Consider the following 22,417-nt stretch of genomic DNA (forward strand, 5'->3'; position numbering starts at 1 on the left):
AAGGGCGGCAGCTCATTCGGCGCCTGCTGCCCGCTCGTCAACGGCGGCAGCTCATGAGGCCCCGCCGCTCCCCCGGGCGAGTCGGATTTCGAGCAAGGCGTCCGCGGTCTGCTCAACCTTCTCGGGCGCGCCCGCGGTGCTGAAATGCTCGGCGGCTTCGTGCAGGAGTTCAAGGGCTTGCTCCTCGCGGCCCAGGGCGTTGAGGGCGCGGCCCCAGCACAGCGCGACGTCGCCGGCGGCGTCGTGGCTCAGGAGGTCTTTCTCGGCGTAGATCTCCTCGAGCCGCTCGGCGGCTTCCGACGCGTGACCGCTGAGATAGAGCCAGCGGGCCCGGAGGAAGGCGACTTCGAGCAGTTCGGCCCGCGAGCCGCCGGCGATCGAGAACGCGAGTTCGGTGCGCTCTATTGCCACGAGCGTCTCGGGCTCCACGATGCCGCCCGAGAGCCGCACCGACGCGGTGGCCTTGTTGAACCGCGCCCACATCGCCATGTCATTGGCCGGCGAGAGCAGCTTCGCGGCGCGCTCGTGATGTTCGATTCCCTGCTCGTAGTCGCCGCGCATGAAGGCGACGTTGCCGATCACCCATTCGACCTCGCCTGAGAGATGGCTCATCGCCGCTTCCTCGACGAGGACGCCGAGGGCGCCGCAGCACTCCCATGCCTCATCGACGCGCCCGGCATCGGCAAGCGCACCGATCAGGGCGCGAAGGGCGTCGACGTGGATCGACGCGCCTCCCGGCAGCGTGGCCGCCAGGCGGACGGCCTCGCGGGCGTGACGGACGGCGTCGCTGAGCTCCCCGAGCCGGTGGCACACCATGGCGAGCATCCGGCGCGCGCGCACGGCCAGATCGTCGGAGGGCGGCGCCGCCGAATGCTCCAAGAGCCTTTCGAGGATGGGGCGGCACTCGGCGTTCAGCCCTTCCTTGAAGAGGCATTCGGCTTGGAGGAAGGTCATCGTCCACCAGGCACTGTGATCCTTGCCTTCGAGGGCCAATCGTGCGGCCGCGGCTGCGTAGTCGGCGGCCTCCGCATAGTCGTGCATGTCCCACGCCTGCCTCGCGTGGAGGGCGGCGAGCACCTGCGCTCCGTGCTGGTCCGGCGAGCCATCCTCCGCCGCCCCGGCAGCCCCGGGTGCGATGCCCAGGCGGCGGGCCAGCGCGTCGATGATCTCCGCGGTCGGTTCACGGCGTCCCGATTCAAGAAGGGCAATGTAGCTTGGCGCGTAGTCGCCGCCGCCGAGGCTCTCCTCGGTGAGCCCCCGCGCAAGGCGCTCGGCACGTAGCCAGCTGCCGAAGAAGACCCCCATGCTCCCTCCCCGCAGATTGGCCCGCACCACTGGACGATCCGACGTCTTCCTGCCCGCCGCGCGCGGTCGGGACCGCATAGCTGCACTGCGGTGTCGTCCACGTTAGACGACACCATATCGCGCATGCCAGATCCGGACTCGCGTCCGCTGCGCGACCTCTCCGCGCGGGGAGCCTGCGAGAGCGAGGTGAGCGGCGCCGTCGGTCGCGGCGAGGGCCACAGGCCAGGCCGAGGATGAACTCAACGGCCAGGCCTGCGGCCCCGACGGATGCTGATGTCAGCGGCTGAGCCGCGCTGAGGACGTCGCGTCAGGCCGCCTGCCGCTGCCGACGGACAAAGGCGAGCGTTCCCACGGCCGCGACGGCGAGCGCGAGCGCACCAGTGCCGACCCAGATCAGGAGGAGCGGCAGCGTGGCCGTGGCCGTGGTCAAGCTGGCTGGGACAGCGTTCGCTGCCGAATCCGGCGGCACGACGGTGGTCGCCGCGGTGCCGACGTTGCCGGAACTGACTCCGGTCGCCGTGACCTCCTGGGTGCCGGCGGCGTCGGAGGGAAGTTTCATCGTGACGTTCAGCGAACCGTCGTCGGCGGCCTGCTTCTCGGTGCTCGCGACATCGGCCATCACGGCGCCAAGCGTCACGTGGTGGCCCCCTCCCACAGTCCGATCGCCAACCGTGATCGTCACCTGCTCGCCGGGACGGAATGAGCTGGGACCGAAGATGATGATGATCGTGCCGCCCGGAATCGGCAGTCCGCTGATCGTGATGCTGCCGTGCGGGACATAGCCGCCGTGGCCGTGGTCCTCGCCGCGCCCACGGTCTCCGCCCTGCCCATGGCCATCGTCCTGCCCGCGGTCGGCGATTGGCAGAGGTCCGGCGGCGCTGGCGGCCGAGGGCTGCACCCCCAAGAGGGCGACGACGGCGATGGTCAGGATGGCAAAAGACTTCTTCAACATGCTTGTCCCCATTTCAGGCGATGACAGGAAGCCCAGGCAGGATCAACCTAGCCGACTTAACTGGCATCGGAAAGGGGGAAAAATTAAGTTGTCACAAAGTTTACAAGCTTGTCAGAATCCGGCTGGCTCCCGCGGTGTGTACGCGTCCTCGAGCTCGGCGGCCTCGGCGTCGTCGAGAGTCAGGCCGAGCGCCGCGACGGCGTCCTCGAGGTGCGAGGCCTTCGTGGCCCCGACGATCGGTGCCGTCACGACGGGGTTCCGCAGCACCCAGGCCAGCGCCACCTGAGCGCGCGGGACACCGCGGCGCTCGGCGACCCGGCCGACGGCGTCGACGATCGCCTTGTCGCTCTCGTGGTAGAGCGCGCGGCCGAACGCGTCGCCCTCGGTGCGCGCCGTCGTCGTCCCCCAGTCTCGCGTCAGGCGGCCGCGCGCCAAAGGGCTCCACGGAATGACGCCGACACCCTCGTCCGCGCACAGCGGGTACATCTCGCGCTCTTCCTCGCGATTGAGGAGGTTGTAGTGATCCTGCATCGAGACGAACGGAGTCCAGCCGTTCGCCCGCGCGAGGTGCTGCGCCTTCGAGAACTGCCACGCCCACATCGACGACGCGCCGATGTACCGCGCCTTGCCGGCCTTGACGACGTCATGCAGGGCCTCGAGCGTCTCCTCGATCGGCGTGTGCGGGTCCCAGCGGTGGATCTGGTAGAGGTCCACGTAGTCGGTGCCTAGGCGGCGGAGGCTCGCGTCGATCTCGGTCATGATCGCCTTGCGGGAGAGGCCGCCGCCGTTCGGGCCCTCGTGCATGCGGCCGTGGACCTTCGTCGCGAGCACCACCCAGTCGCGGTCTGCGAAGTCCTTGAGCGCACGGCCGACGATCTCCTCGCTCGTGCCGTCCGAGTAGACATTCGCGGTGTCGAAGAAGTTGATGCCCCCCTCGATCGCCTGTTTGATGAGCGGGCGGCTCTCCTCCTCCGGGAGGCTCCAGGGGTGATTGCCCCGCTGCGGGTCGCCGAAGCTCATGCAGCCTACGGCGAGGCGCGAGACTTCGAGGCCGGTTCGTCCGAGTCGCGTGTACTGCACAGTTCCGAACGTTACCAGCGCAGGAGCGCGGCCGCCGCCTCGCCGCCGTCGAGCGCCCCGAGCGGGAACAGGACGGTGTCCGCGCGCGTGAGGACGGCCGCCCGCAGGAGCGCTGGGGCCGCCGCCGCGGGACCGAGCACGGGTACGCCAAGCGATTCGGACTCGTCCTGCGCGACCCACGGCTCGGCGTCGAGCGCGAGCAGCGTCCGCCCCTCGGCGGCCTCGGGGCTCAGGAGAAGCGTCTCGACCCGCGCCTCTTGCAGCGCGCGCACCGTCTCGGCCCACCCGCCCGCGGCGTAGCTGCCGAGGCCGGCGACGAGCCGTTCGAGTGTCTCCCGCTGCCGCCGCGCCGCGACACCGGCGACGAGGGCGTCCACTTCTTGCTCGAAGCGCGCCCGGTCCGCGCCCGCGACTGCATTGATGCCCACGGTCTGGACGAGCCCCGCCGCACGTTCGCTCAGCGCGTCCTGCACCTTGAGCCGCGCGCGCTCGTCCCCCGCGAGGACCACGAGCTGCACTCCGCCGTCCTCGACAAGCCGGTTCACCTCGGCCGCAACCTCGGCGCCGTTGCGGCGCCAGATCTCCTCGGTGCGGTGCTGGTACTTGCCCTGCGAGTAGCCGCCGAGCGGCACCTTCGTGAGCGTGTCCGTCTCCCCGTGCAGCTCACGCCGGTCCGCGGGCCCGAAGGCCGAAGCGCGGTGCCGCCTGATCTCGGCGTCGGCCCGCTCGGCCTCGACGACGAGATAGTCGACGTCGGCGCCCCGCACCGTCGCGAGCGGGATGAGGTTCGCGATGGGCCCGGCCTCCGCGACGAGCGCCCTCGGAATGCCCGGCACGAGCTCGTTGACCACGACCTCCCCCGCCCGGATGAGGACGAAACGGGAGACTGGCCCGCCGATGCCTTCGGCGGGCCAGTCAAGCCTCTCGGCCGCGCGGACGTCGTCCTGGCTCGCGCCAGCCTGCCCGAGGGCTCGGGACACGTTCTGGCCGAGCACATCGGTCGCCTCGAGGGCCGTGACCGTCCCCGTGCTCACTTCCGCGTGGACGGTGCACCACGGGCCGGGATCGCGCAGCAGTTCCGCAAGGTCTGCGAGCGCCCGCACGATCAGCTGCCTGCTTTCTCCACGACGAAGTCGCCGCCCGGGAAGACCACGGATTCGTGGCCATCGTCGAAGCGGACGAGGTAGGGCGGATCGCCGTTGGCTCCCTTGACTTCGAGGATCTCACCGTGCCGGTCCTGGGACTCGACAGTCCGGCCCCGGATGACGATCCGGTCTCCCTGCACTGCGTTCATGGCGGATCACCTCCTAGCCTTGAGACTACGTAGCCGCGACTCCCCGGGGAAGGGCCGAAGCAGCCCTTGCGCGGGGGCGTCCGCCGTCGAGAGGAGTGCTTCATGGACAGCGAGAACAAGCCTCGGCCGTCCGAGTTCTGGGACGGTTTCTACCGCGAGCGAGAGCGGGTGTGGAGCGGCAAGCCGAATGCCTCGCTCGTGCGAGAGGTCGGAGCGCTCGCTCCCGGCCGCGCGCTCGAGCTCGGGTGCGGCGAGGGGGCGGACGCGATCTGGCTCGCCCAGCGCGGGTGGACAGTCACGGGCATCGACATCTCCGCCGTCGCCCTCGGCCGCGCCGCGCAGCACGCGGAAGATGCCGGTGTCGCCGACCGCGTGACGTGGCTCCACCGGGACCTCGCCGAGTGGGACCCCGAGGCCGAATATGAGCTCGTGTCCGCCCAGTTCCTGCATTCGCCCGTCGAGCTCCCGCGCGCACGGATCCTCCGCTCGGCGGCCGCCGCGGTGGCGCCCGGCGGCCTCCTGTTCGTCGTCGGGCATGCCGCCTTCCCGCCGTGGCACAGCAACGAGGAGGCCCACGGAGAGGGCGCCGAGCTGCCGACGGCGGAGGAGCTCGCGGTCTCGCTCGGGCTGCGGGCGGACGAGTGGTCCATCGAGGCGACGACGGCGGAGGGCCGGGAGGCCGTGGGGCCGGAGGGGGAGCGGGTGGTCCTCACGGACGCGGTGCTCAAGGCGCGGCGGGTGTGAGGCGAAGCCCCACGACGGGCCGACTACGGACCTGTGCCGCTCGCCCTCTTGAGTGCCGCTTCACCGCTAATGGGCCGCTGCCCGCGGCACAATAGCGGGGAAGCGGCACAGCTCCTGAAGAGAAGAATGGACAGCGTCATGAGAGAGAACGAACTCGTCGCGCTCGCCGGCGCGCTCGCGTCGCGGGGCAAGCGGTCGATCCTCGGCATCACGGGCGCCCCTGGGGCTGGCAAGTCCACGCTCGGCGAGCGCATCGTGAGCGAGCTCGGGCCGGGGCGAGCGGTCCTCGTGCCCATGGACGGCTTCCACCTCGCGAACAGCGTCCTGCTCGCGCGCGGGCTGCGGCACGTCAAGGGCGCGATCGAAACGTTCGACGACGCCGGGTATGCAAGCCTGCTCGAACGCCTGCTCGCCCAGAAGGCCGGCGAGGTCGTCTACGCCCCGCACTTCGACCGCGGGCTCGAGGAGCCCATCGCCGGGAGCATCCCCGTGCTGCCGGATATCCCGCTCGTCGTGACCGAGGGGAACTACCTCCTCGCCGAGTCCGGGGCATGGCCTCGCGCGCGGGCGTGTCTCACGGAGTGCTGGTTCCTCGAGATCGATCGGCCGCTGCGGCACACGCGGCTCATCGACCGACACGTCGCTTTCGGCAAGACCCGCGAGGCCGCGACGGCGTGGGCGCTCGGAACAGACGAGGCCAACGCGGCGCTCATCGAGGCGATGTCCCACAGGGCGGACAGGGTGGTCCGTATTCACGTCGACTGAGTCAGCAGCTGGCGCGGGTGGAGCCGCGGCGCACTCGCGTCTGCTGCACGCTCGCGGTCTGACAGCCCCCGCTCACCCCGCCGCGACGAGCGCCGCGAGCGCGGCCTCGATCCCGGCGGGCGAGAGGACGTGCTGCGAGACGAGCTGGCTCGCGCCCATGACGGCGGCCCGCTCCCCCGCGCGGGAAAGGACGATGCGGAGGTTCGTCGTCGCGAGCGGGGGCGAACGGTGGTAGACGACCTCGCGGACGCCCGCCATGACGTGCTCGCCGGCGGCCGCCATGGAGCCCCCGATGACAATGACGCTCGGGTTGAGGAGATTGACGCACGTCGCGAGGACTTCGCCGATGTCCCGCCCGGCCTGCCGGAGGGCCTGGATCGCCGAGATGTTGCCGTGCGAGGCGAGCTCGATGACGTCCCGCCCGCTGCCGGCCGCCACGCCGTTCGCGGCGAGCGAGCGGGCGACGGCGGCACCCGACGCGAGCGCTTCGAGGCACCCGATGTTCCCGCACCGGCACACGATCCCCTCGCCCCGCGCCACGCGGACGTGGCCCAGGTCCCCGGCCGTGCCGTCGGCACCGCGCTGAAGTTCTCCGCTGCTGATGATCCCGGCCCCGATTCCGGTCGCGACCTTGATGAAGAGGAGATCGTCGACGCCGGGCCAGAAGCCCGCGCGCTCGCCGAGGGCCATGATGTTGACGTCGTTGTCGACGAGGACTGGCACGAGAAGCGAGCGCTGGACGAAGCCTACGACGTCGAAGCCGTCCCAGCCGGGCATGATCGGGGGCTTCACGGGACGCCCTGTCGCGTGTTCGACGGGCCCGGGGAGGCCGATGCCAACCCCCGCGAGCAGCCTGTCCGGCCGGTGTGCCTCGGCGAGGAGCCGCTTTCCCGCGGCGACGACGTGGCTGAGCACCGCCTCGGGCCCGGCCGTGACCGGCAGGCCCGCGCGCTCCTCCGCGAGGACGTCGCCGTTGAGGTCGGTCAGGGCGACGCGCACGTGGCTCGCCCCGACGTCGGCTGCGAGGACCGTGCGCGCTTGGGCGTGGAAGGCGAAGCGAGACGGCGGGCGTCCACCGCTCGATGCGGCCTCGCCGACCGAGACGACGAGGCCAGAGTTGAGGAGCAGGTCGACTTTCCCGGCCACGGTCGAGCGCGCGAGCCCGGTCGTGACGGCGAGCTGGGCGCGGGTCCAGGGCTTCCCGTCGCGCAGGAGCTGGAAGAGGTCTCCGGCCCGCGAGACGGCGGCAGATACGGGCTCGCCGGGGGCGGCCTCGACGGCGGCTCGAGCCGCCGCACGTGGGTCATCTGCCATGCACGAAAGTCTCCCACACGGGCTTAATCGAATCCATAGATCAAAAGCCAAGCACGAAGTTAGCAACTTTTGCTTGCTTCTCGTCAAAAGTCCCTCTACGCTCCTAGTGAAACAGCTCACATCGAGCGCGAATGACCCCGACCGAGCCACAGACCACCCCGCGCCACAGAACCCACCGACGTCCAAGCCCGCCCGCCCACCCGAAGGAGCAACGATGCCCCCCACGAGTCACGCCGAGGAGCGCTCGTCGATCATCGGCGTCGGCTTCCTCGGCGCGGGCCCCGTGACGCAGGCCATCCACCTTCCGAGCCTCGCCCGGCTCACGGATCTCTTCGACGTCGCGCATGTCATGGACGTCGATGGCGACGTCGCCGCGGAGGTCGCCCGTCGCGTGGATGCCCGCCACTCGACCTCCCTCGAGGAACTGCTCGCCGACCCGCGCGTCGACGTCGTCGCGATCTGCAGCCCCCACAAGTTCCATGCGTCGCAGGTCATCGCCGCATGCCGGGCAGGCAAGAAAGCCGTCCTGTGCGAGAAGCCGTTAGCGGTCTCGGGCGAAGAGGCCACCGAGATCGCTGCTGTCTCCGCCGAGACGGGCGTGCCGATCATCGTGGGCGCGATGCACACCTTCGATCCGGGCTGGCTCGCTGCCGAGCGGCTCATGGGGTCCCTGCCCGAGACCGCGCACACGCTGCGTTCCTCGATCGTGCTGCCGCCGAACGCGCGGTTCGAAGACTTCGCCACGGAGGTCATCGCGCGGCCGAGCTTCCCGAAGCCAGATTTCAGCGATCCCGCCGTTGTCGCCGCGACGCTCGAGGGCGGCATCCTCGGCCTCGCAATCCACGATCTCCCGCTCGTGCGCAGGTTCGTGCCGCGCTTCGACGACCTTGAGATGCTGCGCGCAGAGGTTGTCGAGCCGTTCGGCTACGTCTTCCTCCTTCGCACGGGCGGACGCACGATCGAGCTGACTGCCGCGATGAACGCGACCTGGAAACCCGAGTGGACGTTCGAGGCTATCGGCCCGGACTCCCAGCTCACGGTGACCTTCACGCCGTCGTACGTGCAGGCGGGCAGCGCGATCGCGGAGTTCACGGCCTCGGGTGCCACGAGCGTCGCAGGCCCGTTCGGGCACAACGGCTACGAGGGCGAATGGCGGCGCATCGCCGGGATCGTCCGTGGAACCGATGACGCCCCGGACGCCGCCACGCTCATCGACGACCTCCGCTTCGCCCTCGCGATCGTCGACGGCGCCCGTTCGCGCGTTCTGGGGGTAGCCGCATGACCGCGTACACAGTGGACCCGAGCCAGGCGGAAGGCCTCGCGGAGATCGCCGCGTCGCTGCCGCTTTCCCTTGGACCGACGGGTGACCGCGCACCGCAGCTCGTCGCCGTCGAGGGCTCGTCCGGGTGGGAACAGCGCGCCCGGGAAGCAGCCGACGGCGGGGCGCTCGCCGTCGTCGTCGGCTCGCCTTCGCTCGATGAGACCGCGGGCGACGACGCCGCGCGGCTCGACGGGGATCATGCGGCGCGCGTCGTGCTCGCGTGGGACTTCGCCGCCAACCCCGGCGTCCTCGCCGCCGCAGCCCTCCTCGACGGCACCGGCACCCACCCGCGCGAACGCGCCCGCCTCGCCGAGGCCGTCGTGCGGGTGCCGCCCGGCACGGACCTCGACGCCGCACTGCTCGACGCGCTCGTCGCGGTCGGCCGCGTGGCCGGCGAACCCGCATCCGTGCGTTCGCTGCACCGGAGCGCGAGCAGCTGGCACCTCGCCGGGGAAGCCCGCTCGGGAGCCCCGCTCGCCCTCTCACTTCTCGTCACGAACGCCGCACCCGCAAGCCTGCGGCTGCGGATCCTGACCGACGACGGCGGGCTCACCGCCGTCGTGCCCAGTCCGGAGACGGCCGCCCCAGCGGAAGTCCGGATCATCGGGCGGGATGGCGAACGCCTCCTCCCGACCCTCTGGGAAACGTCCCGCCGCGCAAGCTGGCGGCGGGCAGTCGCGATCGCCGCCGGAGGCACCCTCTCCGCCGACGTCGCCGAGCTCCACCGCATCATCCACCTGATACCCGCCCGCTTGGGCTGAGTCAGACCGCTCCATCACCGTTCAAGACCCTCAACGACGAAGGACCAACCATGACCTCTTCGCGTACGACCTTCTCGCGCCAGCAGTTCTCCCGCAGGGGCTTCCTCGGCCTTGCAGCAGCCGCTGCGGCCGTGCCCGCCCTCGCTGCCTGCGGCGGCGGCTCCGCCTCAAAGAGCGGCGGCGGAGACGCCATCAAATTCTGGGACATGCCGTGGGGCACGCCGGCCTACAACGATGCCGCGAAGAAGATCGTCGAGGGCTACGCGCCGTCGGGCTCCAACCTCAAGGCGAGCTACCAGATCATCCAGTGGAACAACTTCTACCAGACGTTCTCCTCGGCGATCGCGTCCAAGACCGGCCCCGCCGTCTCGACGGGTGGCGGCTTCCAGGCGTTCCAGTTCGAGCAGCAGGGCGCGATCGCGTACGCAGACGGCGTCATCGACGCGCTCAAGAAGAACGGCCAGTACGACGATTTCCTCCCGGGCGTGCTCGACCCGTTCAAGTCGGACAAGGGCTACATCGCCGTCCCGTGGCAGCTCGACATGCGCGTCATGTGGTACCGCAAGTCGCTCTTCGACAAGGCCGGCGTCGCGGTTCCGACCGACTGGAAGGGGATCCTCGAGGCCGGCAAGGCCCTCAAGAAGATCGGCGCAGGCGGCTTTGTGACCGGCGCGGGCGCGGGCAACTTCATGGGCAACCACCTCGTGGTCCAGACGATGGTCAACAACGGCGGTGGCGTGTGGGACGAGAACGGCCAGATCGACGTCCTCAACGACCGCAACGTCGAGGCCATCGAGTTCCTGTACGAGCTCTACTCGAACGGCATCGTCGATCCAGCCGCGGTGAGCTACACGCAGGACAACCATGACGCCCAGTGGAAGGACAAGTCGAAGGGCGCCTACGGTCTGCACGTGGCCGGCCTCACGAACCGCGTCGGCGACACCTCGGGTGACCTGCAGGTCGCCCCCGTCGTGTCCGGCCCGCATGGCGACAAGGGCACGCTCGTGTTCCCGAACAACATCATGATGTACAAGAACACCCCGTCGCAGGAGTCCTCCGAGGCGTTCCTCGTCGCGTACCTCGGCCAGATCAAGCAGCTCTGGCAGCAGAAGCTGATGAACTCGCTCCCGGTCTTCAAGTCGATCACAGATCTGCCCGAGTTCACGTCGGACCCGAACAACGTCAAGGTCGTCAAGGAGTGGCAGCCGATCGCGAAGACGTTCGCAGCCCGCGGGAAGAAGCTGTCCGCGAACACGGCCGTGCTCGACGGCGGACAGGCCCTCACGCAGTTCGCCCAGACGGTCCTCTCCGGCAAGGGCGACGCGAAGACCGCGCTCAAGGCCCTCGAAGACGGCCTCAAGTCCGTCGTCAAGTCCTAGCCGGAGGTCCTCCCGTGACCGCATCGACTGACACGGGGCTCGCCCGAGCCCGCCGGGGCCTTGCCCCCAGCGGGCCGGGCCGCCCGGCCCCCAACCGCGCGAGCAAGCTCTCCTCGCAGACCACCAGGACCTACTTCTGGCTCATCCTGCCCTCGGTCCTGCTCCTGCTGCTCATCAACGGCTACCCCCTTATCTACGCCGCCATCCAGGCCACCCACAACGGCTCCCTCATCGACGCCGGCGACTTCGTCGGCTTCGCGAACTTCACCGACGTCCTGGGCTCGGCCGCGTTCTGGAAGGCCGTCCAGTTCACGATCGTCTTCACGATCGTGGGCGTCTTCGGGTCGTGGGCGGTCGGCCTCGGCCTCGCGCTCCTGCTGCGCACCAAGATCCCGGCCGGTGGCACGTTCAAAGTCCTCCTGCTCCTGCCCTGGGTCGTGCCGATCGTCGTGTCCTCGACGTCGTGGAACTGGCTCGTTGCCTCCCCGGGGAGTCCCACGAGCGCCCTGTTCAAGGCATTCGGCCTCGGAACGCCGCTGTTCCTGGCCGACCCCACGCTCGCCGCCGTCACGGTATGCCTCTTCAAGGTGTGGGTCAGCTTCCCGTTCATGATGATGATGTCCGCCGGCGCCCTCACGTCGGTCGACAACACCGTCTACGAGGCGGCGAGCATGGACGGCGCCACCCGCTGGCAGCAGTTCACGGGCATCACCCTGCCCCTCACGGCCCGCTCGACCTATATCTCGTGGATCCTCATGACGATCTTCTGCGTCAACGACTTCCCCACGATCTACCTCCTCACCGGCGGCGGGCCGGTGGATGCCACGACGTCGCTCGTCGTCTACGCGTACCGCAAGGTCTTCCAGGACTTCCAGACCGGCCCCGGCGTCGCCATCGCGTTCCTCATGACCCTCACCCTCGTGGTCATCTCCGCCGCCCTGTACCGCCAGATCCGAAAGTCGAGCGTCGAATGAGCACCGTCCTGCACACCCACCCCGCTCCCGCTGCGCCCTCCGTTGGCACCGGCCGCAAGCGGCGACTCGTCTCCGAAGCCGATCTCCGCGGGCGCTGGTGGCGCTTCGCCCTCATCCTCGCGGTCACCGCCATCGTGCTCGTGCCGATCTTCGCCGTCGTCGTCCTCGCCTTCACGCCAGGCGCGGCCAGCACCACGACGGGACTGACCTTCGAGAACTTCGCGGGCGTCTTCGACAAGACCCTCGCCTCGACGTGGCTCGGCAACAGCCTCATGGTCACGCTCGCGACCGTCGTGGTCTCAGTCGCGGTCGCCGCACCCGCGGGGTACGTCCTCTCCCGCGGCCGTTCCAAGGCCGTCTCGAGCTACTCGCTCCTGCTGTTCGTCATGCAGTCGCTGCCGATCATCACGTCCGTGGTGCCGCTCTTCATCCTCTTCGCGAACCTCGGCCTCGCGGACAACCTGCTCGGCATCACGATCGTCTACGTCGCCTCGACCATGGCCGTCGCAACCTGGATGATGGCCGCCTACTTCGATTCCATCCCGGCCAGCCTCGAAGAGGCCTCGTGGATCGACGGTTGCTCCGTCTTCGGCTCCTTCACGAAGGTCGTGCTGCGCAACAGCCTTCCCGGCGTCCTCTCGACCGCGATCTTCGCCTTCCTGCTCGCGTGGAACGACTACCTCGTCGCCATCGTGTTCCTGCGCTCCAACGAGGTCTTCACCCTCCCCGTGGGCGTGCAGTCCTTCTTCCAGCAGAACGCGACCGACTGGGGGTCCGTCATGGCCCTCGCCGTCGTCATGATGCTCCCGCCCATCATCGTCTTCGCCGGCCTCAACAAGTACTTCAGCGTCGGCGGCATCGGAGGCTCCCTCGCCGGCCGCTGACCTAATCTGAACCCACCCCTTGACTAACCCACCCCGCCGCCCAGAAAGGAAGCTGTACCCCATGGCCTATTCAGTCCAGCTCTACACCGTCCGCGACGCGATCGAGGCGGACCTGCCGGGGACGATCGCCCGGCTCGCCGAGATCGGCTTCACGCAGGTCGAGCCCTACAACTTCGCGGCCCGCGCCGACGAGCTCGCGCAGGCCTTCGCCGAGAACGGCGTCACGGCCCCGACCGGCCACGCACCCCTCCTCTCGGCGGACCAGGACGAGATCTTCGCCGCCGCGAAGCGCCTCGGCATCGGCACCGTGATCGACCCCTTCGTCCCCGCCGAGCAGTGGCAGGACGCGGCTTCGGTGCGGGGCATCGCCGCGCGCCTCAACGACGCCGCGAAGAAGGCCACCGAATACGGCCTCCGCGTCGGCTACCACAACCACTACTGGGAGATCACGTCGAAGATCGAGGGCACCACGGCGCTCGAGTTCTTCGCCTCCCTCCTCGACCCCGAGCTCGTGCTCGAGGTCGACACCTACTGGGTCGCCATGGGCGGCGAGGACCCGGCCGCGCTGCTCGAACGGCTCGGCGAGCGGGTCATCGCGATCCACATCAAGGACGGGCCGGTCCGTGATCTCGGCAGCATCTCCCTCGAAGAGCTCGACTACGACGCGCTCAAGGCAACCCAGCTTCCCGCAGGGCAGGGCGAGGTTGACGTGTGGGGCGTCATCGCTACGGCAAAGTCGCTCGAGGTCGGCGTCGTCGAGTTCGACGGCTACGCTGGCGACATCTTCGACGGCGTCGCGGGCTCGCTGCGCTACCTCGAGGCTGGCGCTCCGGCAGTTCAGGGGGCTGCGCGATGAGCGGGCCCGTCGGCGTCGCCGTCATCGGCGCGGGCAACATCAGCAAGCAGTACCTCGACAACCTCACGGTCTTCCCGGACCTCAAGGTCCACGTCATCGCGGACCTCTTCCCCGAGGCCGCCAAGGCGCGCGCCGAGGAGTACGGGATCGCCGAGCACGGAACCCCGGAGCTCGCGCTCAACCACCCGGACGTGGACATCATCGTGAACCTCACGATTCCCGCGGCGCACGTCGAGGTCGCCACCGCCGCGGTGCGCGCGGGGAAGCACGTGTGGAGCGAGAAGCCGTTCTCGCTCGACCGGGAAAGCGGGCTTGCGCTCCTGAAGGAGGCGGGCGACGCCGGCATCCGGCTCGGGTGCGCACCGGACACCTTCCTGGGCGCGGGCCTGCAGACGGCCCGGCGGGTCATCGAGCGCGGAGACATCGGCGTGCCGCTCACCGCGCAGACCGTGTTCCAGGTGCCGGGGCCGGACCGCTGGCACCCGAACCCCGCCTTCCTGTTCCAGCGCGGCGCCGGCCCGCTCTTCGACATGGGCCCGTACTACCTCACGGGCCTCGTCCAGACCTTCGGCAGCGTACGCCGCGTCGCGGCCCTCGGCTCGAAGGCCCGCACGACCCGCGTGATCGGCTCGGGCCCCAAGGCCGGCGAGGAGTTCGAGGTCGAGGTGCCCACGCACGTGAGTGCCATGGCCCAGTTCGAGTCGGGCGCGTCCTCGCACAGCGTGTTCAGCTTCGACTCCCCGCGGATGCGCATGGGGTTCTTCGAGATCACCGGCACGGAGGCAACGCTTTCTATTCCGGACCCGAACATGTTCGACGGCGAGCTGCAGATCTGCCGCACGGGCGAGGCCGACTGGACCGCGATCCCGACGACCGGACCCGCCAACGGTCGAGGGATGGGCGTGCTCGACATGGCGCGCTCGATCCGCGCCGGCGAGCCGCACCGCGCGACGGGACAGCTCGCATACCACGTCCTCGACGCGATGGCCTCGATCGCCGAGTCCATCGACTCAGGCGCGTTCGTCGACGTCGCGAGCTCGGCGCCGTCGTCCGACCCCGTCCCTGAGGACTGGGCACCCGAGGAAGCGACGCTCAACGGGGTGCCCGCATGAGCGGTGCGCACGAGCAGAAGGCGCCGCTCGGCGTCGCGGCGATCGGGTACGCGTTCATGGGCAAGGCCCATTCGCAGGCGTGGCGGAACGTCGCTGCGTACTTCGACGTCCCGGCCGTCGAGCAGCGCGTGCTCGTGGGCCGGGACTCCGAGCAGGTCGCCGAGGCCGCGGCCCGGTACGGGTGGGCGGAGTCCGCGACGGACTGGCGCGAAGTCATCGCGCGGGACGACGTGCAGATCGTGGACATCTGCGCGCCCGGCTGGCTGCACGCGGAGATCGCGATCGCGGCGCTCGAGGCGGGCAAGCACGTGCTCGTCGAGAAGCCGCTCGCGAACTCAATGGCCGAATCCGAGCGCATGGTCGCTGCTGCGCAGGCCGCCCGCGCCCGCGGAGTGCAGTCGATGGTCGGGTTCAACTACCGGCGCGTGCCCGCCCTCGCGTTCGCGAAGCAGCTCATCGCGGACGGGAGGCTCGGCGCCGTCCGCGAGGTCCGCGCGTCGTACCTGCAGGACTGGCTCGCGGACGAAGACTCGCCCATGACGTGGCGGCTCCGCAAGGAGACCGCCGGGTCCGGCGCGCTCGGGGACATCGCCTCGCACGCGATCGACCAGGTCCAGTTCCTGCTCGGCGACACCGTGACCGAGGTTTCGGGGCGGCTGCACACCTTCGTGGGGCAGCGCCCGGGGCCGTCGGGCGTCGAGGACGTCACGGTTGACGACGCCGCGTGGGCCACGCTCTCCCTCGCCGGGGGCGCGGTGGCCTCGGTCGAGGTCTCGCGGGTGGCCCTGGGCCGGAAGAACTCGCTGCGGATCGAGGTGTACGGCTCGGCCGGGGCGCTCACGTTCGACCTCGAGCGGCTCAACGAACTCGAGTTCCTCGACGGGGCCGTTCCCGTGGCCGAGCAGGGCTTCCGCCGGATCGTCGTGACCGAGCCCGAACACCCGTACGTGGGCGCGTGGTGGCCGCAGGGCCACGTGATCGGCTGGGAGCACACGTTCACCCACCAGATCCGCGACTTCCTCCTTGCGATCCGCGACGGTGCTGCGCCGTCGCCGTCGTTCGAGGAGGGCCTGCAGGTTCAGCGGGTGCTCGCCGCCGTCGAGGAATCCGCCGCCGCGAAGTCCACGATCGTGCAGCTCTAACCAAACCCCACCGGAACTGTCGGGTTTTCGTGGATGCCGAGCTCTCGCACCCACGAAAACCCGACAATTGCCGAATCCGAAAGGAACACTGATGCCTCGCCCTTTCACCCTGTTCACCGGCCAGTGGGCCGACCTGACTCTCGAGGAGGTGGCCCGCTACGCTGCCGAGTGGGGGTACGACGGGCTCGAGATCGCCGTCTCCGGGGAGCACCTGGACGCCTGGCGCTGGGACGACGAGGCCTACATCGCCGAGCGCCTCGGCATCCTCGAACGCTACGGGCTGAAGGTCTGGGCGATCTCGAACCACCTCAAGGGCCAGGCCGTGTGCGACGACCCGATCGATTTCCGCCACCAGGCCATCGTCGGCTCCAGGGTATGGGGCGACGGCGAGCCCGAGGGCGTCCGGACCCGCGCCGCGGAGGAGCTGAAGAACACCGCCCGCCTGGCACGCGCCCTTGGCGTGGACACCGTGGTCGGGTTCACCGGCTCGAAGATCTGGCAATACGTCGCGATGTTCCCGCCCGTGCCCGCCGAGGTCATCGAGGCCGGGTACCGGGACTTCGCCGAGCGGTGGAACCCGATCCTGGACGTCTTCGACGAATGCGAGGTCCGCTTCGCCCACGAGGTCCACCCCTCCGAGATCGCCTACGACTACTGGTCCACCAAGCGCGCCCTCGACGCGATCGGGAACCGCCCAGCCTTCGGGCTGAACTGGGACCCGTCCCACATGATGTGGCAGGGCATCGACCCCGTGGGGTTCATCACCGACTTCGCCGAGCGGATCTACCACGTGGACTGCAAGGACACCCGGATGCGCATGGGCAACGGCCGCGCCGGGATCCTCTCCTCCCACCTGCCCTGGGGCGACCCGCACCGCGGCTGGGACTTCGTCTCCGCCGGGCGCGGGGACGTGCCCTGGGAGGACTCGTTCCGGGCCCTGACCGCGATCGGCTACGACGGCCCGATCAGCATCGAATGGGAGGACGCGGGCATGGACCGCCTCACCGGCGCCCCCCAGGCCCTGGCGGCGCTGAAGAAGTTCGACTTCGCCCCCTCCACCGCCTCCTTCGACGCCGCCTTCAGCAACCAAGGCTGAGGACCCGCGGCCCGAGAAACGGACAAGACCCACCGATGCGAGCGTTTGGTGACACCTTGACCTAAAATGTGGGTATGCCCCGCATCCAGGCTGAGTCGAATGCCGCCCAGCGCGCCCTCACCCAGCGCCGTATCCTCGACGCGTTCGGCGAGCTCCTCTTCACGCGTGGCCTGCCCGGCCTCACGATGACCGACGTCGCGCGGCAGGCAGGCATCGGCCGCACCGCGGTCTACAACTACTACGCCGACCTCGAAGAGCTGCTCATCGGCTACGCCCTGGACGAGACCGGCCGCTTCCTTACCGAGCTCAAGGACCAGCTCGCCGCGGCCGAGAACCCCGTGGAAAAGCTCGCGATCTACGTACGGGCGCAGGTCGAGGACCTCTCGCGGCGCCACCTCCCGCCGGGGCCTGCGATGCGCGCGGTGCTTTCGCCGTCGTCGTTCGCGAAGCTCGGGGACCACGTCGGCGAGCTCAACACGGTGCTCCGCAGCATCCTGCGCGAGTGCATGGACGAGGGCTACATCCCCCAGGCCGATCTCGAGGAGCTCGCCCAGCTCGTCCTCGGCTCGCTCGCCGCGAGCGCGAACCGCGGGCAGAGGGACGGCGAGGCAGACGCGGCGCGGGAGCCGGAACCGGCCCATCCGGATCGGCACACGGATGCGACGGTGCGGTTCATCCAGCTCGGCGTCGGCGCGCGGTTCGACGGCGAGCGGCGGCCCGTGAGGGCCTGACCGCTACTTCCCCGGGGTGGCCGTGGGGCTCGCGGACGCGAGCGAACACACGAGCGGGCCGGGTGTCTGGTCCACGAGCCCCGGGTCCCGAAGCTCCTTGAAGGCAGGCAGCAGCACGAGGTCGACAGTCGCGTCTCCGCGCCCATCCTGCATGAAGACGCTGCCCGGGACGTTGCGCTGGAGCGTGAACGCGCCGCTTTCCCCCGCCGGGCCCGCGACGATGATGGCCGCCGCCGATCCCGCCGCCTTCGAATTGTCAACACCGCCCACGGTGAATTTCCTCTGGGTCAGGGCGTCCCCAACGTCTTTCGCGAGGCCCTCTTTGCCGGTCGCGTTGAGGACGCGGACGCGCACCGCGTCCGGCCCGGAGTAATCGAAGGGCCCAATGGGGCAGGTCGCCGTGGGCGACGGCGCTGAGCCCGGCTGCGGGATCTTGAGATAGCCGCCCAGCACGGCGAAGGCACCGCCCGCGCCGACGACGACGAGCGCGACGAGCAGGATCAGGAAAATCCCGTGCCGGACGCGCCGGAACGTCCACGAGCCTCGCGCGCCGTCGTCCGCCTGGAACTGCGCGCGAAGCTCCTCGCCGTCGATGACGTGATGCCCGTGGTACTCGGAAGGGTCCTTGGGCTGGCGGCTCATGGTCGCAACCCCGGCTCAGGAATCGAGATCCAAGACGCGCGCGTGGATCGCCGTGCGCTGGTGGAGGGCGGTGCGGAGCGCGCGGTGCAGGCCGTCCTCGAGGTAGAGGACGCCCTTGTACTGCACGACGTGCGGGAAGAGATCGCCGAAGAAGGTCGAGTCCTCGGCGAGAAGCGCCTCGAGGTCGAGCGTCCGCTTCGTGGTGACGAGCTCGTCGAGCCGCACGGGGCGCGGCGGGAGGGCAGCCCAGTCCTTGGGCGTATGGTACCCATGGTCCGGATAGGGGCGCCCCTCCCCCACTGCTTTGAAGATCACGCGACCAGCGTAGACAACCGCGCGGCGAGCCGTCATTCCGCCCCGGGGCGTCCTGCGGATTGTGGCCGAACGGTTACCGAGACCCCCGGCCTGACAGAATAGGCGCATGGAGACCCGACCCCCGTTTGCCCTGCTCCTCGACGTCGACGGCCCCATCGCGAGCCCCGTCACGCGCGCGGTGAGGCCCGAGATCATCACGCTGCTCCTCGAGCTGGGGGCGTCCGGGATTCCGGTCGTCTTCAACACGGGCCGCTCGGACGCGTTCATCGCGCAGCAGGTCATGGAGCCGATGATCGCCGCCGGGATGCCAGACGGGCTGCGGATCCACGCGATCTGCGAGAAGGGCGCCACGTGGTTCACGTTCACGGGGGCGGGAGCGGGTCCAGTGCACGTGGACCGGGAGCTGGCCGTTCCGGGCGAGTTCTCGGACGCGATCCGGGCTCTCGTCTCGAGCGAGTACGCCGACCACATGTTCTTCGACGAGACGAAGCGCGCCATGGTCTCCGTCGAGCAGCACATCGAGGTTTCGAACGACGTATATCGGGGGCTCCAGGAGGATTTCGATGCCGAGGCGATGTCCGTCATGACCCGCCTCGGGCTCGGCGCGGTCCGCCTCGACCACCACGTGCCGGGGCAGGACGACACGGTGGACTACCGCATCGACCCGACCATCATCTCGACGGACATCGAGTCCGTCCGGCTCGGCAAGGACCTCGGCGCGAGCCGCGCGTGCGAGCTCCTGCGGCACGATGGCATCGTGCCGCAGGCCTGGTTCACGATGGGCGATTCGCGCACCGACTACGCGATGGCGGACTGGCTGCACCACAACGACCACGAGGTCTCGCACGTCGACGTCCGGCCCGAGGACGGCGTCCCGGAGAAGCCCTACGAGATCCTCACGGCCGGGTACCTCGGGCTCGGCCCCGAGGTGATTCACGACGACGCCGGGCTCGCCTTCCTGCGCGAGTGGCGGAAGGCGTCGCTCGCCCCGCGCTGACCCGCACAGCTCACGCGCGGCCCGCGGGGTTCGCATGCGCCCAGCGCTGCCGCGCCGTGTTGAGGCCATGCTGCACGGGCACGTGCGCGGTGGCCTTCGCGAGCCCAAAGGCGGGCATGCCGTTGTAGACCGCCTCGACGCCAGCAGCCGGGACGGAATATGTCTCGTGCCACACTCCGACGTCGCCCGTTCCGGCGACGGTCTTCATGAAGTCGCGCCAGGGCGCGAGATGCGGTGCATCGCGGTCGGCCGCGAAGCGCATGAGGTGCTCGGGACTGCGCCAATAGCTCACGAGGATCGTTGTGCGCCCGAGCCACTGGTGGAAGCCGAGCATCCCCGACTCGGGGGTGCTGGCAAGGTAGCGGAGCATGCGCGGCATCGCCGCGGCGACGCGCATGACGGTGCCGAGCTTCCACCAGCGATTGGCCCGCATGCCGATGAGGAACACCGTCACATCGCCCTCGGGCTGGGCGGTGAAGCGGCCGGGAAAGGCTTCGAGCGCCATGGGATTCTCCCTCGTGGGTGGCCGGCGAGTTTTGAAACGCCGTTATGTAACGACGTTACGATAGACTGGACCGCATGGCAAGACCTGTTGTGCACGACGATTCCGTGCGAACCCGGCTCCTCGACGTCACCCTCGAACTCGTGGACCGCGAGGGCCCCGCGCGCGTGACGCTCCGCGAGGTCGCATCCGCCGCGGGAACGTCGACGACGGCGGTCTACTCGCTCTTCGGAGGCAAGGCCGAACTGCTCCAGGCCGTCGTCGACGGCGGCTTCGCCTCGTTCGCGCAGTCGCAACGAGAAGCGGCCGACGGCGGCCTCCGCACCTTGGGCTCGGCCTACCGGGATTGGGCGCTCGGGCACCCGGCGCTGTATCGGCTCATGTTCGGCTCGTCCGCGCGCCCGGTCGGGAGCGTCGCGCCGTCGGCCACCGTAGGGGAAGCCGCGATGGCACCGCTCCGCGACGCCGTCGCCGCCGGGCAGCGGACGGGCGAGCTGCGGGCCGCGCCCGTCGAGGTCGCCGTCTTCGCGATCTGGGGCCAGGTCCACGGGCTCGTGAGCCTCGAGCTCGCGTGCGTCGAGCCCGGCGCGGACTGGGCCGGAATCTACGCCGAGGCGCTCGAGGCCGTGGCACGCGCCTGGGCGCCGTAGCCGATCCGCGCCCGGCTCAATGCCCCGTCGTCGAGGAACTCGTGGGTGAGGGCGACGGGCTCGTCGACGTCGACTGGGTTGCCGTCGGCGTGGGGGTGGGCGCGGGAGTCGGTGTGGGGGTGGGCGACGACGACAAGAGGGTGCTCGAGCTAGCCGTCGGTGTAGGCGTCGGCGTTGGGGAATCACTTGGCGACGGCGTGGGAGACGGCGACGTCGGCGTCGGGCTCGGCGTGGGCGAGCTGGACGGCGATGGCGTCGGCGTGGGGGGCGGGCTGCTCGGGGCCGAGGGCGGAGGCGTCGGGGCGGGGGCCGGAGCCGGCGCCTTCCGGACCGTCTCGCCGGGCGCGGGCTCGCTGACCAAACCGGGAATGTCCCAGTTCTGTCCGGACGGGGCCTTGCCGTCGGACGGCGTGTAGTCGGTGAGGGTCAGATCCGTCACGGGGTTGCGCTGGGCGATCGGAATGAAGCTCCACTGCATCGGGTCCTTGTAGACGCCGTTGAGGATCGTCTCGAAATGCAGGTGGCAGCCCGTCGAATCCCCCGTGGAGCCCACGAGCCCGACCACCTGGCCAACAGCCACGGTGTCTCCGACCTTGACGGCCGCATCCAGCATGTGGTTGTACGTCGTGACGAGCCCGTTGCCGTGGTCGATCTCCACACGGTTCCCGCCACCCCACGGATGCCAGCCAGCGGCCCGTACCACGCCGGCGTCGGCCGCATAGACGCGAGTGCCGCACGCGGCCGCGAAATCCTGGCCCCAGTGGAACTCGCCAGGCTGCCCGGTGAGGGGATCGATGCGGTAGCCGAAGGGCGACGACGGCACGAGGCTTTCGAGCGGCGCGTACAGCTTGCCCTGGGGCGGGCGAGGAAGGTCGGTCGACGCCGTCAGCACGACACCCGAGTGCGTGCCCGCCGGAATCGAGCTGACGTCGGCGTGCTCGAAGACGATGACGGCGTTCGGATCGGCCCTCACAGAGTCGGTGCCGACTCCCGCGTCGGCAAACGCCGGAGCGACGCTGACAGCGAGCGAACTCACCGCTGCCACGGCTGCAAACAAGAATCGGTGCCATCTGGGCCGGGCGGCCCGGGCAAGGCCCTCCCTTATGCGCTCCACGGGCATCCCCCAGTTTGGTTCGTGTGCGACGTTACGCACCGTACCATTGTTGGCCGACGGGCGTCGATGCGGGGAGGCCCCCGGGGAGAACTCCCGGGGACCACACAGGCGCCGCACAGCCGCACCAACACTGGGCCGGACGCCCGACCGCAGTTCTCTTCTCGCACACAAGTCCTCTTGAGGGGGACTCGGAGGCGAGACGGGGACTGTGCAAAAGGAGAGTGTGCAAGTCGAATCAGGCGAGTCCGCGACGCGCCAGAAGCAGAACGCCCCCGATCCGAGGACCGAGGGCGTTCACAACGCGGAGGATGGGGGATTTGAACCCCCGAGGGCGTGAACCCAACACGCGTTCCAGGCGTGCGCCATAGGCCGCTAGGCGAATCCTCCATTGCCCGCCGGAGCTGGCCGCGGGGTCTGAACAACCCCGGCCCAAGCTCGTGCAGAGCAGACTCTAGGATACCCGAGGTTCGCGGAAGCTCCGAATCGG

Annotated in this window: 24 protein-coding genes and 1 tRNA gene; 14 read left to right on the forward strand and 11 right to left on the reverse strand. The window is 69.8% G+C overall.

Annotated features, from left to right (window positions below; all coding sequences use genetic code 11):
* Positions 1-51: 51 nt before the first annotated feature.
* The 5 genes from SPF06_RS09475 to SPF06_RS09495 form a co-directional block, all read right to left on the reverse strand.
* Positions 52-1,305: a helix-turn-helix domain-containing protein gene (locus SPF06_RS09475; protein WP_323278803.1), complete on the reverse strand. Its 1,254-nt coding sequence runs from the start codon at positions 1,303-1,305 to the stop codon at positions 52-54.
* Positions 1,306-1,612: 307 nt separating this feature from the next.
* On the reverse strand, positions 1,613-2,257 hold the full coding sequence (locus SPF06_RS09480) for a hypothetical protein (protein ID WP_323278804.1): 645 nt from the start codon (positions 2,255-2,257) through the stop codon (positions 1,613-1,615).
* Between the two features lie 111 nt (positions 2,258-2,368).
* Positions 2,369-3,337 carry an aldo/keto reductase gene (locus SPF06_RS09485; RefSeq protein WP_323278805.1) on the reverse strand — a complete coding sequence of 323 codons (969 nt, stop codon included), beginning with the start codon at positions 3,335-3,337 and terminating at the stop codon, positions 2,369-2,371.
* An 11-nt stretch (positions 3,338-3,348) separates the two neighbouring features.
* Entirely contained in the window at positions 3,349-4,440 is a 1,092-nt protein-coding gene (locus tag SPF06_RS09490) for a baeRF2 domain-containing protein (protein WP_323278806.1), read from the reverse strand.
* A 2-nt stretch (positions 4,441-4,442) separates the two neighbouring features.
* Positions 4,443-4,631 (reverse strand): DUF1918 domain-containing protein, encoded by a 189-nt coding sequence (locus SPF06_RS09495; RefSeq protein ID WP_307966276.1) that lies wholly within the window; start codon positions 4,629-4,631, stop codon positions 4,443-4,445.
* A 102-nt stretch (positions 4,632-4,733) separates the two neighbouring features.
* On the opposite strand from SPF06_RS09495, the gene SPF06_RS09500 reads away from it, so the two are divergent.
* Together SPF06_RS09500 and SPF06_RS09505 are read left to right on the forward strand one after the other, a co-directional pair.
* Positions 4,734-5,375 (forward strand): SAM-dependent methyltransferase, encoded by a 642-nt coding sequence (locus SPF06_RS09500; RefSeq protein ID WP_323278807.1) that lies wholly within the window; start codon positions 4,734-4,736, stop codon positions 5,373-5,375.
* Between the two features lie 126 nt (positions 5,376-5,501).
* Entirely contained in the window at positions 5,502-6,140 is a 639-nt protein-coding gene (locus SPF06_RS09505) for a nucleoside/nucleotide kinase family protein (protein WP_323278808.1), read from the forward strand.
* 72 nt (positions 6,141-6,212) lie between these two features.
* On the opposite strand, the gene SPF06_RS09510 is transcribed toward SPF06_RS09505, so the two are convergent.
* The gene (locus SPF06_RS09510; RefSeq protein ID WP_323278809.1) at positions 6,213-7,454 is read right to left on the reverse strand and encodes an ROK family transcriptional regulator; all 1,242 of its coding nucleotides are present in this window, start codon (positions 7,452-7,454) and stop codon (positions 6,213-6,215) included.
* A gap of 214 nt (positions 7,455-7,668) precedes the next feature.
* On the opposite strand from SPF06_RS09510, the gene SPF06_RS09515 reads away from it, so the two are divergent.
* From SPF06_RS09515 to SPF06_RS09560, 10 genes are all read left to right on the forward strand, one after another.
* On the forward strand, positions 7,669-8,736 hold the full coding sequence (locus SPF06_RS09515) for a Gfo/Idh/MocA family protein (protein WP_323278810.1): 1,068 nt from the start codon (positions 7,669-7,671) through the stop codon (positions 8,734-8,736).
* The gene (locus SPF06_RS09520; protein ID WP_323278811.1) at positions 8,733-9,536 is read left to right on the forward strand and encodes a hypothetical protein; all 804 of its coding nucleotides are present in this window, start codon (positions 8,733-8,735) and stop codon (positions 9,534-9,536) included. Before SPF06_RS09515 ends, SPF06_RS09520 begins: the two co-directional genes overlap by 4 nt.
* Positions 9,537-9,586: 50 nt before the next feature.
* Positions 9,587-10,915, forward strand: a complete 1,329-nt coding sequence (locus tag SPF06_RS09525; RefSeq protein ID WP_323278812.1) for an ABC transporter substrate-binding protein — start codon at positions 9,587-9,589, stop codon at positions 10,913-10,915.
* Positions 10,916-10,929: 14 nt separating this feature from the next.
* Positions 10,930-11,889, forward strand: a complete 960-nt coding sequence (locus SPF06_RS09530) for a carbohydrate ABC transporter permease (RefSeq protein ID WP_323278813.1) — start codon at positions 10,930-10,932, stop codon at positions 11,887-11,889.
* Complete coding sequence (locus SPF06_RS09535) at positions 11,886-12,773, forward strand: carbohydrate ABC transporter permease (RefSeq protein ID WP_323278815.1); 888 nt, start codon at positions 11,886-11,888, stop codon at positions 12,771-12,773. Before SPF06_RS09530 ends, SPF06_RS09535 begins: the two co-directional genes overlap by 4 nt.
* Before the next feature lie 61 nt (positions 12,774-12,834).
* Complete coding sequence (locus tag SPF06_RS09540; protein ID WP_323278816.1) at positions 12,835-13,629, forward strand: sugar phosphate isomerase/epimerase family protein; 795 nt, start codon at positions 12,835-12,837, stop codon at positions 13,627-13,629.
* The gene (locus SPF06_RS09545; RefSeq protein ID WP_323278817.1) at positions 13,626-14,741 is read left to right on the forward strand and encodes a Gfo/Idh/MocA family protein; all 1,116 of its coding nucleotides are present in this window, start codon (positions 13,626-13,628) and stop codon (positions 14,739-14,741) included. Before SPF06_RS09540 ends, SPF06_RS09545 begins: the two co-directional genes overlap by 4 nt.
* Entirely contained in the window at positions 14,738-15,883 is a 1,146-nt protein-coding gene (locus SPF06_RS09550) for a Gfo/Idh/MocA family protein (protein ID WP_323278818.1), read from the forward strand. The genes SPF06_RS09545 and SPF06_RS09550 overlap by 4 nt, the downstream gene beginning before the upstream one ends.
* A gap of 91 nt (positions 15,884-15,974) precedes the next feature.
* Positions 15,975-16,979: a sugar phosphate isomerase/epimerase family protein gene (locus tag SPF06_RS09555; protein ID WP_323278819.1), complete on the forward strand. Its 1,005-nt coding sequence runs from the start codon at positions 15,975-15,977 to the stop codon at positions 16,977-16,979.
* 74 nt (positions 16,980-17,053) lie between these two features.
* Positions 17,054-17,710: a TetR/AcrR family transcriptional regulator gene (locus tag SPF06_RS09560; protein ID WP_323278820.1), complete on the forward strand. Its 657-nt coding sequence runs from the start codon at positions 17,054-17,056 to the stop codon at positions 17,708-17,710.
* 3 nt (positions 17,711-17,713) lie between these two features.
* On the opposite strand, the gene SPF06_RS09565 is transcribed toward SPF06_RS09560, so the two are convergent.
* Positions 17,714-18,352, reverse strand: coding sequence for a LytR C-terminal domain-containing protein (locus tag SPF06_RS09565; protein ID WP_323278821.1), 639 nt, complete (start codon positions 18,350-18,352; stop codon positions 17,714-17,716).
* 15 nt (positions 18,353-18,367) lie between these two features.
* Positions 18,368-18,667: a type II toxin-antitoxin system VapB family antitoxin gene (locus tag SPF06_RS09570; protein ID WP_307966262.1), complete on the reverse strand. Its 300-nt coding sequence runs from the start codon at positions 18,665-18,667 to the stop codon at positions 18,368-18,370.
* Between the two features lie 106 nt (positions 18,668-18,773).
* Here SPF06_RS09570 and SPF06_RS09575 point away from each other — a divergent pair, with 106 nt between their 5' ends.
* The gene (locus tag SPF06_RS09575; RefSeq protein ID WP_323278822.1) at positions 18,774-19,664 is read left to right on the forward strand and encodes a Cof-type HAD-IIB family hydrolase; all 891 of its coding nucleotides are present in this window, start codon (positions 18,774-18,776) and stop codon (positions 19,662-19,664) included.
* 10 nt (positions 19,665-19,674) lie between these two features.
* Here SPF06_RS09575 and SPF06_RS09580 read toward each other — a convergent pair whose 3' ends face one another.
* Positions 19,675-20,169: a DUF4188 domain-containing protein gene (locus SPF06_RS09580; protein WP_323278823.1), complete on the reverse strand. Its 495-nt coding sequence runs from the start codon at positions 20,167-20,169 to the stop codon at positions 19,675-19,677.
* A gap of 74 nt (positions 20,170-20,243) precedes the next feature.
* Here SPF06_RS09580 and SPF06_RS09585 point away from each other — a divergent pair, with 74 nt between their 5' ends.
* Positions 20,244-20,816, forward strand: a complete 573-nt coding sequence (locus SPF06_RS09585; protein WP_323278824.1) for a TetR/AcrR family transcriptional regulator — start codon at positions 20,244-20,246, stop codon at positions 20,814-20,816.
* A 16-nt stretch (positions 20,817-20,832) separates the two neighbouring features.
* Here the strand turns inward: SPF06_RS09585 and SPF06_RS09590 are convergent, their stop codons facing one another.
* Both SPF06_RS09590 and SPF06_RS09595 read right to left on the reverse strand, forming a co-directional pair.
* Positions 20,833-21,861, reverse strand: a complete 1,029-nt coding sequence (locus SPF06_RS09590; protein ID WP_323278825.1) for a M23 family metallopeptidase — start codon at positions 21,859-21,861, stop codon at positions 20,833-20,835.
* Positions 21,862-22,232: 371 nt separating this feature from the next.
* Positions 22,233-22,317: transfer RNA gene (locus SPF06_RS09595), tRNA-Ser, on the reverse strand.
* Between the last annotated feature and the right edge of the window lie 100 nt (positions 22,318-22,417).

Origin of the sequence: Sinomonas terricola (assembly GCF_034931225.1) — a bacterium.
Taxonomy (GTDB): domain Bacteria; phylum Actinomycetota; class Actinomycetes; order Actinomycetales; family Micrococcaceae; genus Sinomonas; species Sinomonas terricola.